This is a genomic window from Natronosalvus amylolyticus (genome assembly GCF_024298845.1).
Taxonomy (GTDB): Archaea; Halobacteriota; Halobacteria; order Halobacteriales; family Natrialbaceae; genus Natronosalvus; species Natronosalvus amylolyticus.
In genome coordinates this window covers 3,186,126-3,200,761 of sequence record NZ_CP101156.1, presented here as the reverse complement: position 1 = coordinate 3,200,761, position 14,636 = coordinate 3,186,126, and the positions used below count along the sequence as shown (strand labels likewise).

General features: G+C 64.5%; 10 protein-coding genes. 3 read left to right on the top strand and 7 right to left on the bottom strand.

The window, feature by feature from the left end; genetic code table 11:
• Positions 1-72 precede the first annotated feature (72 nt).
• A complete protein-coding gene (locus tag NLK60_RS14945; protein ID WP_254808569.1) occupies positions 73-513 on the top strand; it encodes a DUF5788 family protein in 441 nt (146 codons plus the stop codon).
• A gap of 49 nt (positions 514-562) precedes the next feature.
• Positions 563-2,320: a DNA polymerase/3'-5' exonuclease PolX gene (polX, locus tag NLK60_RS14940; RefSeq protein WP_254808568.1), complete on the top strand. Its 1,758-nt coding sequence runs from the start codon at positions 563-565 to the stop codon at positions 2,318-2,320.
• Between the two features lie 100 nt (positions 2,321-2,420).
• Here polX and NLK60_RS14935 read toward each other — a convergent pair whose 3' ends face one another.
• The 7 genes from NLK60_RS14935 to NLK60_RS14905 form a co-directional block, all read right to left on the bottom strand.
• The gene (locus NLK60_RS14935; RefSeq protein ID WP_254808567.1) at positions 2,421-4,823 is read right to left on the bottom strand and encodes a GH32 C-terminal domain-containing protein; all 2,403 of its coding nucleotides are present in this window, start codon (positions 4,821-4,823) and stop codon (positions 2,421-2,423) included.
• 92 nt (positions 4,824-4,915) lie between these two features.
• A complete protein-coding gene (locus tag NLK60_RS14930) occupies positions 4,916-5,281 on the bottom strand; it encodes a DUF8048 family protein (protein WP_254808566.1) in 366 nt (121 codons plus the stop codon).
• Positions 5,282-5,284: 3 nt separating this feature from the next.
• The gene (locus tag NLK60_RS14925) at positions 5,285-5,542 is read right to left on the bottom strand and encodes a MoaD-like domain-containing protein (protein WP_254808565.1); all 258 of its coding nucleotides are present in this window, start codon (positions 5,540-5,542) and stop codon (positions 5,285-5,287) included.
• Between the two features lie 24 nt (positions 5,543-5,566).
• Positions 5,567-5,881 (bottom strand): ubiquitin-like small modifier protein 1, encoded by a 315-nt coding sequence (locus NLK60_RS14920; RefSeq protein WP_254808564.1) that lies wholly within the window; start codon positions 5,879-5,881, stop codon positions 5,567-5,569.
• A gap of 59 nt (positions 5,882-5,940) precedes the next feature.
• Complete coding sequence (locus tag NLK60_RS14915) at positions 5,941-6,291, bottom strand: hypothetical protein (RefSeq protein WP_254808563.1); 351 nt, start codon at positions 6,289-6,291, stop codon at positions 5,941-5,943.
• 124 nt (positions 6,292-6,415) lie between these two features.
• The gene (malQ, locus tag NLK60_RS14910) at positions 6,416-7,915 is read right to left on the bottom strand and encodes a 4-alpha-glucanotransferase (protein ID WP_254808562.1); all 1,500 of its coding nucleotides are present in this window, start codon (positions 7,913-7,915) and stop codon (positions 6,416-6,418) included.
• Positions 7,916-7,920: 5 nt separating this feature from the next.
• On the bottom strand, positions 7,921-12,501 hold the full coding sequence (locus NLK60_RS14905) for a DUF7997 domain-containing protein (RefSeq protein ID WP_254808561.1): 4,581 nt from the start codon (positions 12,499-12,501) through the stop codon (positions 7,921-7,923).
• Between the two features lie 187 nt (positions 12,502-12,688).
• Here NLK60_RS14905 and NLK60_RS14900 point away from each other — a divergent pair, with 187 nt between their 5' ends.
• On the top strand, positions 12,689-14,584 hold the full coding sequence (locus NLK60_RS14900) for an alpha-amylase family glycosyl hydrolase (protein WP_254808560.1): 1,896 nt from the start codon (positions 12,689-12,691) through the stop codon (positions 14,582-14,584).
• Positions 14,585-14,636: the final 52 nt, after the last annotated feature.

Here is a 14,636-nt window from a genome sequence, read left to right as displayed (position 1 = left end):
CCGAAATGGTGCGCTCGAGAGGGTCGAATAACGTGACCAGGGTTTTTGCCCTCCGACCCCCCACTATCGGACGTGCAAGCCTACGAGCGCAAACAGTTGCTCGAGCGCATCGGCCGCGAGGGCGCGACTATCGGTGCGGACATCCCGGACGAAATCGAGGTGCAGGGCGAGACCATCGACCTCCAGGAGTTCGTCTTCGAGATCAAGCGCCGAGACACCGTCCCGTCGGGCGAACGCGAGCGCGTCGAGCAAGCGAAACGGAACCTGCGACGCGAGCGCGTCCAGCGCGTCGAACGAATCGAGGAGGGAGACATCGACCGCGAGGAAGGCGAAGCGCTGGCGACGAGCGTCATCGGCATCGACCGCGCCCTTAACGCCCTCGAGAGCCTGGGGCCGACCGACCTCGAGCGCGAACAACAGGCCCAGCAGACCGCCGACAAGAAACGCTGGATGTCGTTCCTCAAGAAGGCGCTTGGCAAAGGAACTGACAGCGGCGCACGGAGGGGACGATGATCGGCGCCAGCACGCAACCGACGAACGCCGCAGGACGGAGGGGTCGGTAATGGCGACGAACGCCGAACTCGCCGCTCGATTCGAGGAGTTCGCCGACTTGCTCGAGGCCGACGACGTCGAGTACAAGCCGCGTGCCTATCGTCGGGCCGCCGAGAACATCCGGGCTCACCCCGTCCCAATCGCCAGTCAGGTCGAAGCTGGAGAGGAAGACGCCATCGAGAACATCGAGGGTGTCGGCGACGCCATCGGGTCGAAAATCGTCGAGTACGTCGAAACCGGCACCATCGAGGAACTCGAGGAGCTTCGCGCCGACCTGCCAGTCGACATGGCTGCGCTGACCCGCGTCGAAGGAGTTGGGCCGAAAACGGTCGGGTCGCTGTATCGCGAGCTCGAGATTACGACGCTTGACGAACTCGAGGCCGCGGCCGAAGACGGCGAGATTCAGACGATCAAAGGCTTCGGCCCGAAAACCGAGCAGAACATCCTCGAAAATCTCGAGTTCGCCCGCACCATCGGACAGCGTCAGTTGCTCGGCGAAGCCCGACCGCTCGCCGACGACGTGCTGGCGTTTCTCGAAGGAATCGACGCCGTCGACCGCTGTGAAGTTGCGGGCTCGATCCGACGCTGGAAAGACACCATCGGCGACGTTGACGTCCTCGTGGCGAGTGACGCCGGAGCCGACGTGATCGACGCGTTCGTCGGCTGGGACTCCGTCGACAGCGAAATCGAGTCCGGCCCCTCGAAAGCGAGTATCAACGTCGGTGAGATGCGCGTCGACCTCCGGGTCGTCGTCCCTGAAGAGTACGGCGCCGCCCTGCAGTATTTCACCGGAAGCAAGGGCCACAACGTCCGGCTCCGCAACTACGCTATCGAGCGCGGGCTGAAACTCAACGAGTACGGCGCGTTCGATGTCAGCGAAATCGACGACCCGGATGCCGGCCAGCGGGTTGGCGAACGCGTCGCCGGCGACACCGAAGCGAGCATGTACGACGCACTCGGCCTCCCGTGGATCCCACCGGAGCTTCGCGAGGACCGCGGCGAAATCGACGCCGCAGCGGCCGGCGAGTTACCCGACCTGCTCACCCGCGAAGACGTCCGTGGCGACCTCCACACCCACACCGAGTGGTCCGACGGGAACAACACTATCGAGGAGATGCTCGAGGCGGCCCTCGACGCCGGCTACGACTACTTCGGGGTGGCAGACCACGCCGAGGGGCCGGGGGTCGTCGGCGGCATGGGCCTGACTGACGACGAAATCCTCGAGCAAGTCGACGCGATCCGAGCGGCTGCATCGACTCTCGAGGGCGACCTCACCGTCTTCGCCGGCATCGAGGCCAACATCGACGCCGACGGCGACATCGGCCTCGGTGACGACGTGATCGACGCGCTCGACCTCATCGTCGCTTCCCCCCATAGCGCGCTCGATCAGGACCCAACCGCCGCCGAGGCCCGACTGCTTCGCGCCATCGAGAACCCCGCCGTCGACGTGATCGGGCACCCGAGCGGTCGGTTGCTCAACGACCGCGAGGGACTAGCACTCGACGCGGGTACCCTCGGCGAAGCTGCCGCCGAACACGGCACTGCCCTCGAGGTCAACGCGAACCCGCGACGGCTAGACCTGTGGGGGAGTGCCGTCAAGGCGGCACTCGAGGAAGGCGCACCGATCGCGATCAACACCGACGCCCACCGACCGACGAGCCTCGAGTACATCCGCTGGGGCGTTCACACCGCCCGACGGGGCTGGGCCGAACCCGACGACGCCATCAACTGCTGGGACCTCGAGCGGTTGGAACGGTTCTTGCATTGAACAGATCCGTGAAGCGTTTGCTCGAAGCGTGCAATTTGTGGCGAGTTGTGGCAATTCGAACCTGTACGCCCTCGAGTGAGAATCCGGAGGAGAAACTACCCTACTCGAAGTTCCAGGCAGACTCCAGCGACCAGCACTCGAGATCTACCGAGACACTCGGACCGTCATCGACGCCGTGGGCGGCCAGCGAGACGCCCGTCGCGTCCTCCCGCGTCGGGTAGACGCGACTCGTCAGACAGCGGCGCTCGTTGGCGAATAACTCGAGGACCGACCCGTCGAGAAAGCCGTGTACCGAACAGGAACCGTCCTCGAGTTCGAGCGGCATGCGCTGGCTTTCGTCGGCCGTTCGCGGTTCCAGACTCGTGTCCCTTCGGTCGACGACCACAGCCTCGCGTTCGATTCGAACCCCGGTTCGTTCTCGCCTGTCTTCGGTCTCGAGGACACCGATTTCGACCGCGTCTGCCGTCGAATCGGTAAAATCGACCTCGAGGGTGAACTCGAGGGAGCGGCCCTCGAGCCGCGTGGGGCCGCCCATCGCTCGCGTCGCGCTGTCAGCCGTCGCCTGCGACGGCCTGTCGTCGCTCGCCTCCGTGATCGCGTCGTCCGACCCAGCGCCGTCGGCGGCGAGGGTCGCCGTGTGGACCGCGATCGGTGTCCGGTCGGACGCCTCGAGGTCGTAGCTTTCGGCGACGAGACGTTCCGTTCGGAGGGCCTCGAGTTCGGCCGCGGGGCGCTGTCGAATCTCGTCGTCGTCGCCGAGCGTAATTTCTCGCGGAAGTGAAAGCGTCCCGGACCAGCCGGCGTCCCACTGGGCCTCGCCGTTGCGCGCTTCGGGGAGCCACCCCCAGGTGAGGGTTCGCCCGTCCGAACAGGTCATCGACTGCGGGGCGTAGTAGTCGCCGTAATCGAGCAACCCCTCGCTCTCGGGGTAGAACGCGCCCGTCTCGAGGTCGAACTCACCGAGGAAGTAGACGACGTCGTCGTAGTTCGAGACGTGCAACAGGCGTTTGTCCCCGAGATCGAGGAGTTCGGGGCACTCCCAGACCTCACCCGCACCGTCCCAGTCGCCGATGAGCATCGGCCCCAGATAGGTCCACTCCTCGAGGTCGGTGCCGACGTAACAGAGGACGGCTCCGCCAACGTCCTGGACGCCGGTGCCGATGAGGTGGTACCACTGTCCGTTTTCGAACCAGACGCAGTGGTCGCGGAACTCGGCGGCCCAGTGGTCGGTCTCGAGAATCGGCGGCTCGTCGGGTACGCGTTCTATCACCGGGTTCGCGTCGTGTTTGTCCCACGCGGTGAGGGCGTCGCTTTCGGCAGTCGCGAGACAGGGGAGTTGGTCGCGTCCGTTCCCGCCGGTGTACACCAGTCGCGGCGTTCCGTCGTCGTCGACGGCACACCCCGACCAGCAGCCATCGCGATCGGGACCGTTCGGGGACGGCGTCAACGCAACGGGTTCGTCCCACCAGTGAACCAGATCGTCGCTGACGGCGTGACCCCAATGAATCGCGTGGTGGTACGGACCGCCCGGGTTGTACTGATAGAAGGCGTGATACTGGCCGTTCCACTCGAACATTCCGTTCGGGTCGTTGAGCCAGTTCGCCGGCGGCGAGAGGTGATAGCTCGGGCGGTGTGGGTCGTCCGCGAGCGCGCCGCGCATTCGGCGCAATTCTTCGCTGGAGAACGGTCGTCCCTCGGGAACCGAAACCGCACCAGTCCACCGGTTGCGGTCGCCACAGAATCCGAGAGCGTTCTCGAGCAGTCGCGTGGCGTTCTCGAGGCAGTGACTGCTTTCGGGAGCGACCCCGTCGACGACGGAGTCCGGACGGATGCACTCGAGCGCTGTACCCGCGCCGATCACGACGCCGTCCCCGACCTGCCAGGAGAGGAGCGACGCCGCCTTCGGTTCGTCGTGGTCGCCACGAACCGTACACCCCAGAACGTCGCCGCTCTCGGGGAGGACGGACGCATAGCGGGCGTACGAAAACGGTGGCCCGCCGGCAGCCGTTCGGACCCGAAGCGAGTCGAGGCCCGAAAATATCGGGTGGTCCCGATAGAGCGCTTTTCGCAGGTACCCGACCGGTTCGTCGGCCAGTTCGTGGCCCGCCTCATCCGGTGCGACGGCGTCGATACCCCACGCAGGAACGACCGAAAGCGCCCGCCCGGTCAACAGCAAGCCTTTGCCCCCCTCGATGAATTTCCGTATCGCAGTACGGCAACGATACACCCGGTCACTGATCGTCAGCGGTTCACTTCGATGCCACCAGCAGACGTCGAACTCGGCGAGATCAACGCTGCCGTCACGGATAGCAGCGAGAGGAACCTTCGACACCGAGTACAGGTCGCTCGCCGCCGCCCAGTTCGTCGCCGCCCGCTGTGCTGGTGCGTGGGTCTCGAGGTAGAGACAGGCCAGACGGAGCGGTTCGTCAGCCGCTCCAGCGGCGCTATCAGGCCCCGCAATTGAGTGGCGCGGTCGGGAGCTCTTTTGCCGGTCGTCAGTCATGGTCTAAAACTCTCTCGGAGACGAGTAAAAACGTTTCTCGGCAACCTGCCTTCACTTTCAACACCCCTGGCAACCTTCACTTTCAGCACCGGTCACTCGTACGGGCGAGCGACGATGACAGGATCACGGATCTCGAGTGCGGCTTCGAACTCGGCGAGTCGATCACAGCGTCGACCGAAACGGGTGAACTGCTCGGTGTGGGCCCGTCGAACGGCGTTCCACTCCCGACGTTCGAGGGCAAGCTCCGCGCCGAGATCCTCCCAGTAGCCCGCTTCGACCAGAAAGACCGCTCGGCCATCGGTTTCGTAGATGCATTCGTATTGCGTCGCAAGCGCTTCGAGTTCCGTAGCGAGCGCTTCCTGAACGCGCTCGATCAACGGCGGGAGTTGGGTGGGCGTAATGCTCGCTTTCGCACCCGTCAACAACAGTACCTGCCCATCGATGGGATCTTCGCTCACGGCTTACCCACCCGCTCGCATCGCCTTCTTCGCGAACGCCGGCACCAGGTCCTCGAGCGTCGAGTCCTCGCCCTCGAAAACGATGGTAACCTCCGTCAGCGTCAGCGACGGCCCGATCCCGACCGTTTCGGACGAAAAGCATGCCGACCACTCCGCACCCTCGACGACACCCTCCTCGATCAGCTCGCCGCCGAGTCGCTCGAGATACCGGACGGTCAGCCGTTCGGAGATGCCGCGAAACGAGCGCTCGACACGTGCCATACCCGTCGTAGGGTCGACGGAGGCTTAAATCCGCGTTTGCGGGGAACGACAACGGTGGCCGCACCCGCCAGCCACCGGCGGAAACACCGACAATCGGTCACCGTCCTCGAGTGCCGTCTCGACGCCGGCCATGTGTGTTACGTCACGACCGTTTTTCAGGACGCTTAGCTGTGGCCGAATAGCCCCGTCCTCCAGCAGTTGCCCCTCGAGACCCTCGTACTCGGCTTCGAGAGCAGTCAGCACGTCGCCAACGGTCGTCCCCTCGTCGATGGTCCGCATCAATTCTTTCTGCCCGACAGCTTCCCGATAGGTGGCGAAAAAGCGACACTCGAGTTCCATACGCTGTGGTCGGCCCCCGATAGCATAAAGGTCTGCGGTCGGTTTCGGGATAACTTCCCTCAAACAGTACTTACAGCGGCCTCATCGGTGTAGGTGATCGACTCGAGCGGGCCGTCCTCGAGCACCTGGTCGATCACCACAACCCCCCGGTCGATCGCCTCGCTCTCCGTGCCGGCGTCGACAGCGACCGTCATTCGGAACGTCGCGACCACCGTATAGGGGTCGAACGGCGCCGCCGGGTGTTCGTACACCTCCGTCTCGAGGACCGACCACTCCACGACAGAAACCGGCGACTCGAGCCCGGCCAACTGCTCCGAGAGTTTCTTTTCGGCCGCCGAACAGGCGGTCGTATCCGTCCCCTCGTGGAGCGTCACGAGCGTGGTTCCCTCCCGCGAAACCGTGTATTCCATGTCGGATGACTCTCTCGAGGCAAGCTATATGTACTCACGGGGTTCGAGAAAGTTTCCTAACAGGTTATCGGATCACTGGTGCGGGCCTCGAGGAGTGGTAGCGTTCGTTGTCGCCGCTTCCCGGTCAGTGGTCGCGACCGGTTCGAGCCGTCAATTCACGGAGACGTTCGGTCGGGAACGCCTCGAGTTGCTCGGGCGTACACCGCCAGTTCCAGTTGCCCGCAGCCGTGCCCGGTGTGTTGAACCGCGCCCCGCTCCCGAATCCGTAGAGGTCCTGTATCGGGGCGATAGCGAGGACCGAGTCGCTTTCCCAGGCCGCCTCGAGCAACTCCCAGTGAATAGCCGACCCGTCGGTGCCGAGATAGTAGTGCAGGCAATCGCGTTGATCGGCACCGAGTCCGTCGTACCAGCCCCGAACGGTGTTCGTGTCGTGGGTCGACGGATAGGCTACGGTATCGCGCTCGAACGTGTGGGGTTGGTACAGGTGACCGTCGACACACCAGTCTGCGTACTGTAACACCTTCATGCCGGGCGCGTCGATGGAGCGACGGAGCGTCTGCACCTCGTCGGTAACGAAGCCGAGGTCTTCGGCGACGAACGGGACCCGGCCGACCGCCTCGCGAATCGTGTCGAACAGCGCCGAGCCGGGTGTCGGCCGCCACTCGCCCTCGTGGGCCGGTTTCTCGACTGGAATCGACCAGTGGCTCTCGAACGCCCGGAAGTGGTCGAGTCGCACGACGTCGACGAGCTCGGTGAGCCAGGAAACCCGGTCGACCCACCAGTCGAATCCGGTCGACTCGAGGTGGCTCCAGTCGTAGAGGGGGTTCCCCCACTTCTGGCCGTCGTCGCCAGGACCCGGCGGCACGCCAGCTACCCGTTCGGGTCGTCCGTCGTCGCCCAGTTCGAAACAAGCCGGGTTCGCCCAGACGTCGGCGCTGTCGAGCGCGACGTAAATTGGCATGTCACCCAGTATCTCGATGCCACGGTCGGCGGCATACTCCCGAACGTCCATCCACTGTTCGTACGCGAGAAACTGTAGGAAAGCACAGTACCGCCGTTCCCGGGCGAGATCTTCGCGCCAGCGCTCGAGGGCCGACGGCTCGCGCAGTCGAATCGGCTCCGGCCACTCGAGCCACGAACGGTCGTCGTAGACGTCGCTGAGTGCACGAAAGAGCGTGTAGTCCTCGAGCCAGTGGGCCCGACGACGAAACGCGCTGAAAGCCTGCTCGAGCGCATCGAAATCACCGTCTTCGAATCGGTCGAACGCCTGTCGGAATCGGTGGGTTTTGAACTCCCTGACGGCCTCGTAGTGGACCGTCTCTGCCGAGAGGTCGGCGTCGTACACGGGGTCCGGTTCGGTCGCCGGTTCGGAGAGGAGGTCGCGTGAGACGAGGTCCTCGAGGTCGATCAACAGCGGTTCGATGGCAAAAGTCGACGACGATTGATACGGCGAGTTGCCGTGAATGGCTGCGGTCGGCCCCAGCGGACAGATCTGCCAGTAGGACTGGTCGGCGTCGGCCAACCGGTCGAGGAACCCTCGAGTCGGCTCACCAAAGGAACCGATTCCGTGGGGACCCGGAAGCATCGTGGGATGACAGAAGACCCCACTCGAGCGTTCGAACACGGTTCTTACCACGCCTCGAGATCGATCGATTCCAGTGCCGTCCCGACTTCGGCCAACGTCTCGGCCTCGGTCGCGGCTACGACGCGCGCCTCCGTCGAGCCGTCCTCGAGCGAGACCGTCACCTCGAACGCGCCAGTTTCGACTGCGGTGGCGGCGTACCCGTCAGGCGTCCAGACGACCACCTCGTCACCGTCGGTTTCACCAGCGATGGTAACCGACTGGGACTCATCATCCCGCTGGTCCTCGCTTCCCCGGCCGTCACTCTCGCTTGCCTCGAGCCCGGATACGTCGTCCCCATTCACTGCTCGACTCGATCCCTCGCTCGAGCGCCTGACATCGATTATTTCGAGAGACGGCCCCGCTGGAGCCCCGTCACGGTAGCGCTCGCGGATGAACGACGGCGTTTCCACCGGCTCACCGGCGTCGATGCCGTGAGCGAGTCGGATGTACTGGGCCATACTCCAGGCCAGCGGGGTTGCAGCGCCCGTTCCCTCGCCGAACGCCCAGCCGTAGTCCGTCGGATAGCCGCGGTCCCAGACCTGTTCGGGAATCATCCGCCCGTCGTTGGCGAATCGCTGCATCGTCTCGAGGAGATGCTGGGGCGACTCGCCATCGGCGGTCAGCAGTTCGTACTCGGCTCGCTCACCGGTGAAAATCGGCCACAGTCGACCGCTACCGTTAGCATCGACCTGCCACGGGCCACCCTCCTCGGGTTCGGTTTCGCCCAGTTCGCCGTAACCGTCACCGTTGTAGCGGTACCAGGCGGGTCCCTGTGGAGTCTCGACGCGAATCTCCTCGTCGACGACCGCAAGCGAGTTCCGAATAACGGTCTCGTCCGGGGACCGAATCCCCAGTCTGACGAGTTCGAGGAAGCCGGCGTCGATGATGTCGCGCTCGTCGAGTGTCGGCCCGTTGTTCGCCAGTTCGCGGTAGGTGCCGCTGTCGGGGTTGCCGTCGCGAGTGACGCGGACGTAGTACGGCGTTCGGTCGTGCCGTGCCGTCCCGGTCGTCGTCGCACACCAGTCGTCGACGCCGAGTCGCCACACATCAGCGTGAGCGAGGTAGGTGAGCGCGTGGGCTCGTTCGCCCGCCTCATCGGCCAGCGGCGCAGCGCAGGCCAGGCCGGCGATTTCGGCCGCGATCGTCGACGGAGAAAAGCCCGCTTCCTCCTCCCAGCGCTCCTGGCCGCTGTGTGGACCGGATCGAAGGAGGTACTCGACGGAGCCGTGGACGTTGCCGTAGTCGTAAGAGACCTCGTCGAACTCGACGCCGTGGTGGTCGGCGAGTTGGTACGCCATCACCGACGGGAAGGCAATGTTGTCGAGCTGTTCGCCGCCCCAACGGGTTCGACCGTCGAGGTACGTGTTCTGTGGCAGGAAGCCGTTGACGCGCTGTTGGTAGTTGTAAATGTACTCCAGTGAGTCGATAGCGCTCTCGACGTCGCCGACGGCGCGTAGCGCGCTGAACACCTGATAGAGGTCCCGTGCCCAGGCGAAGTTGTAGCCGAAATCCTGCGGTTCGGTGGCATCGACAGCCTCTCCCCAGGGAACGCAGGGACTGGCGATACCTGCGCCGGCGAAGGTCTTGTCCTCGACGGCTTTTAACACCATCAGCGCCGCTCGGTACTGGTCGCGTAGCGCCGGGTTGTCGGCCACCGAACGTGGGGCCTCGAAGCGGTCGAGGTAGGCTTGCCAGCCCTCGAGGTAGCGCTCACGAACGTCGACGTAGCTCGACTCGAGTGAGTCACTCGACTGTTCGAGAGCCCGGTCGGTATCGCCCGCCTCGGCGAATCCGAGCGCGACGACGTCGGCGAGCGAGCCGACCCCGTTGCCGAGTCGGCCGACGAGGACCGCGTGTCCCGAATCGATCGACGCGTTCCCTTCGGTCGCCGCCCCGTCGGTAAACAGATTCTCCAGAGGCTCCGAACCGGCCTGTTCGACGGTCGCCCAGTCGAATCCCCGTCTGGAGGCAAGTGCAGCCGCGACCTGATAGGAGTCACCGCTCTCGTCGACGACGGCCGGATCATCGGCTGTCCCGCGGTCGCTACCGACGAGCGCGTACCCGTCCTCGACGGACTGGACGCTGGCGGCGGTGCCGTCCATGTAGCCCGACAACGCCGCGTCGCCAACGACGTACACGTCGTACCGATTGCCGTCTCGAGCGGTGAATCCAACGTCGAGCACGATCGATTCGGCTTCCGGATCGGCGACGTACTCCACAACGAGTTCCCACTCGTGGTCTCCACCGGTTTCGGTAATACGCTGTCTGTACACGGGTCCTTCCGTACCGACCATCTCGGTCCGTCGCTGAATCGTATCGACCGCGTCGTCGGTCCGATATTCGTTGTGTGTGCGAGCCGTATACGTCGAATCCGCGTCCGCATCCACGACGAGGAAGTCGACGGTCCGCAGGTTCATCAGGTCGACCCGCGGGAATCGGGGTTCGCTCATCGCTCCCTCGGTCAAAGTGAACCAGACCCGCGACGGGTCGGCCGAGCCGTGGTCACACGCCGTCCCGATACCGTAGGTTTCTCCCGTCGTCCAGGTCGCGTGTGCACCTGGTCCCGATATCGAGGCCGACGGCGCGTCCGTCTCGAGCGCGTCGGCCGCGGTCAACGTCGCAATCGTCGAGAGCCGGAGTCCGTGGGCCCACCCGAGCGGCGTCGCACTGTCGGGCGTGCCGTCGTCGAAACACTGTTCGGGAACGAAGCCGCCCGCGGCCGTGAGTGGGCCATCAGGAAGGACGCTCTCGAGATGCGTTCTCGCCCGTGCGAACGCCGCATCCGCACCTTCGTGGTCCGCGTCGGCTAACAGGACGCCGAGTTCGGCACTCGCGTTCGCCACCCAGGTCGACGCCAGCGGCCACACCTTCTCGCTTTCCTGCTCGCCGCGCCGCCAGTGGTCGCCTTCGTATCTGGCGAGCCCGGTGACGGCGCTCCCGTCGGGGTCGCGTGTGAGTCCCTCGACCGTCACGTCGACGTGTTCGACCAGTCGTACGAGGCGCTGCTCGTCAACCGGGTCGACCGCCGCGGCGTACGCTCGATGAGCGCTCACGAGTGCGAGCGTCCCGACGTCGTGTCGATCGTCACCCGCCGCTCGCGCGTAATACCCCGCCTCGAGCCACCGGCTGTCGATGGCTTCGTACAGGGCGGTCGCCTGCTCTTCGGCGCGCTCGGCCAGCTCCGTCTCGACCGGTGCGCGAGCAACGGCCGCGAACGCCTCGAGGAAGGTTGCAGCCGTCTGGGTGAAGCGGCCAACCTCGTCCTCCCAGAGGCTCTGACAGGTCACGGGCAGGCCGTCGTCACCGAGGAGGTCGACGAGGGCGTCGAATGCGCGTTCGAGCGTTGTCTCGAGAGTGACGTCCTGTCCGGGTTCGGGCGAGCCGAGTCGAAGGTACCGCGCGAGAAATGCGAGGACGCTTGCGGTTGCATCGGCCTGGAATTCGGCCCCCGAGCCAGTGATACGGTCGTTGGCCCAGCCGGGAGCGAGCGAGCCGTTGTACGCCCACACGCGCTGGGGCCAGGTACCGTCGGGAAGCTGCGTCCGCTCGTAAAACGCGGCACTCCGTTGGTGGGCGTCGCCGAGGTCGATATCCAGCGTGTTCTCCAGAGCGAGCAGGTTGGTCGCGATCGTCGCGTCGTCGCGAAACCAGGTGTAGCCGTAGCCACCCGAGTACATGTGATAGGGGTCGTACTCAGGGCCTTTGATTCGGGCACCCGTCGGCCCAGTCAACAGCGAGAGCGTCTGCAAATCCCGACGTATCACGTCACGATGGGGTACAGACGGGACGTCGAACTCGCGGTTCGACGTCGCGTGGATTCGAAGCTGCGTGTCTGTCGGGTAGTGATCGGCAAACCCTCTGACGTGTGCAAGGGCGTCCGACCGCGACGTTTCCTCGTGGTCGGCGATCAGCGAGACGAGCGTCGTGTGTGAGAGGTCTCCCTCGTCGTCGAGCGGAGCCGTGACGACCACGGTGTCAGAGAGTGCCTCGTTCGAATCGTCTTCCGAAGGATAGGCCATCGGTTCGTCCGAGAGCAACGCTGCGAAGTCCTCCCGAGACTGACCGACGACACGCTCGAGGCCCGTCGAGGCCGTCACGTAATCGTGTTCGGCGTCGTGAAACACCTCGACGACATCGCCGTGTTTCAGCTGACCCGTGCTTCGATCCTGTCGATCCGGGGCGAACGTCATCGCAGCGATCAACGACGCTCGTTCGGGAACGTCACCGCGGAACTCGACGTGGGTGAGGTGGGCTCCCTCGAGCGTGTAGTCGTACTGGTGAACCGAAAACGACGGACCACGGTGTTCAGTGACGACCAGCGTCGTCTCCCCGTGATAGGCCTGCCGGGTTGTCTCCAGTTCGTCGAACCAGTGGACGCCTTCGGCGGATTTGATACCGAGACGAGAGCGCTCGATGCCGTTTTTATCGAGCATCGAACTCGAGTAGTCCCTGATCGGACCGTTTCGGTCGACGTAGACCAGTCGACCGGCATCCCCGGTAAACAGGCCGTTCGTCGACCGTCGCTCGCCCGGATGGGGGTCTTCGTTTGCCAGTTCCGTCTTGTACTCGTTGATGGATGTGTGCATGACCATTGGTCTCCCGTTCGGCCACCCGGAACACCGTACTCGCCGGGTACCGAGTCGTTATGCCATTCAATTACAACACCCATTGTAAATATTTTGCCAGAGATGTTGTCCGAGTGGTACGTTTGACGAAACATACCCAGACACGGTCCTATACATTAAAGTAAATTGGATACAACACCTGTTGTAAATGACTGGGCACCATCCGGGACCACCACAGTTCACCACCGTCGGGGCGACCACCAGTTTCGCCCCACGAGACCCCGATCCAGCGAGAGGGTACCGCTGGACGATCAGCGATGCACCGCCGGAGAGTACCGCCGAACTTTCGAGCGAATCCGTCGTGGACTTTACGCCTGACGCGCCGGGAACCTACACGCTCACGCTCGAGGCACCCGACGGCACACATCACGTGACGGTACGGGTGTTCCCCGAAACGCGCCAACCCGATGACAAACCGGGAGACGCGCCCTACGCGTTCACCGGAGCGTACGGAGACTCGAAAGCGGATGCTGAGGAAAACCGGCCACGAGTCCGCCTCGATGGCGACCTGCAAGACGGCGAACTCGTGCTCGAGGCAACGGCGAACGCCGCTCCGGAAGCGTCGGTTCCCGACGAGGCCCTCGAGGTCGAGTTCCTCGCGGACGACCGCGACCCGCTCACGAACGCAGACATCGCCGTCGACGGTCACCGGGCAACGGTCCCGCTCGGTGCCATCGGGGGGCGGAGTCGGGTCCACGCCGTCGCGGTCGGGTCGACCCACAGCGTTGCCGACGCCGTTTCGATTCGCTCGACCGACGATGGAGCCGTCGTCGACCGGCTATACGAACCGCCAGCGTGGGGGAAAGAAATGACGCTCTACGAGGTTTTCGTCCGGTCGTTCACCGACGACGAAACCCCCACGTTCGAGGGCATTATCGACCGACTGCCGGAACTCGAGTCCCTGGGGGTCGACTGCATCTGGCTCACGCCCGTGTTACAACACGACGGCTTCCCCCACGGCTACAACATCACGGATTTCTTCGCCATCGCCGACGACCTCGGCACGCGGGCGGCGTTCGAAGCGTTCGTCGACGCCTGTCACGACCACGATATTCGCGTCCTGTTCGATCTAGTGCTCAACCACTCAGCCCGGGACCACGAATATTACAAACGTGCCCTCGAGGGCGACCCGGCCTACCGGGACTGGTACGAGTGGGAAGACGAAGCGACGAACGAACCGGCAACCTACTTCGAGTGGCCCTACATCGCCAATCTGAACCACGCGAACCTCGAGGTTCGCAGGCACCTCCTCGACGTCGTCGACGAGTGGGCACCCCTCGTCGATGGCTTTCGGTGTGACATGGCCTGGGCCGTCTCCCGCCCGTTCTGGCAAGAGATTCACGACCGGGTGAAAGCCCACGACGAGACGTTCCTCCTGCTCGACGAAACCATTCCCTACATCGCCGACTTTCACGAGGGCTGTTTCGACGTCCACTTCGACACAACCCTGTATTTCGCCCTCCGAGAGGTCGGCCACGGCAACCTTCCGGCCGACGCCGTCACGAACGCCGTGGCCGAACGCGCCTCGGTCGGCTTTCCCCCACACGCCGCGTTCTTGCAGTACATCGAGAACCACGACGAAACTCGGTATCTCGAAGAGTGCGGGCGAGCCGCCCTCGAGGCCGCCGCAGGGGCGATTTTCACCCTTCCCGGCATTCCCCTGCTGTACGCCGGCCAGGAGGTCGGCGAGCGGGAACGCAGAGCGCCGATCGACTGGGCGGGCGGTGAGGACGCCCTCCTCGAGTACTATCGCTCGCTCATCGACCTCCGGCACGAACGGCCCGAACTCGGCTATCACGGCTCCTTCGAACCCGTCTCGCTCGAGGTAACCGCAGATATCGACGCCGACCGTCTCGTCGCCTACGCTCGCGACCTCGACGGAGAGCGATCCGTCGTCGTCCTCAACTTCGACGAGAGAGCGCAGACGGTCACGCTCCCGGGCGAGTCAGTCGCGTCGACGGACCGCCTGACCGGCGACGACGTCGGAACCAGCGAAGGCACCGTCCGGGTCGACAGCTGTGTCGTCCTCGAGTGTGAGAGCTGAGAGGGGCCCTGGCCTGATTGATCGCCGATAGCCGACTCCGTTCGAACCATCA